This window comes from Blastococcus sp. KM273128 (genome assembly GCF_021698975.1).
In the GTDB taxonomy this organism is placed as follows: domain Bacteria; phylum Actinomycetota; class Actinomycetes; order Mycobacteriales; family Geodermatophilaceae; genus Blastococcus.
Map to the genome: position 1 here is coordinate 1 of NZ_SSXA01000193.1, position 426 is coordinate 426.

Annotated in this window: 1 protein-coding gene; it reads left to right on the top strand. The window is 75.8% G+C overall.

Translation table 11 applies throughout. The features are described from left to right. A partial coding sequence (locus E9529_RS21545; protein WP_236833291.1) for a DUF222 domain-containing protein occupies positions 1-426 on the top strand: 426 nt, incomplete at both ends.

Here is a 426-nt window from a genome sequence, read left to right on the forward strand (position 1 = left end):
CCACTACCTGGCCCGGCTGGACCCCGACGGGCCCGAGCCCGACCCGACCGAGGGCCGGTCGCTGACCTTCACCCGGCACGCCGACGGGTCCATGTCCTTCCGCGGCGAGCTCGACGCCGTCGGCGGGGAGAAGCTGCAGACCGCCGTGGAGTCCATCGTGCAGGCCGACCGGCCCGCCGGGGACATGCGCACCCGCGCCCAGCAGCAGGGCGACGCCCTCGTCCAGCTCGCCGACAACCAGCTCGCCGCCGGCACCCTGCCGACACTGCGCACCCACAAGCCGCACGTGGTCGTCCGGGTCGACCTGGAGGACCTCATCGACCCCACCGCCGGGCCCGGCGCGGCCACCCTCGGCTTCGGCGCCACCATCTCCGCCGCCCGAGCCCGCTGGCTGGCCTGCGACGGCGGCATCACCCGCATCGTGCT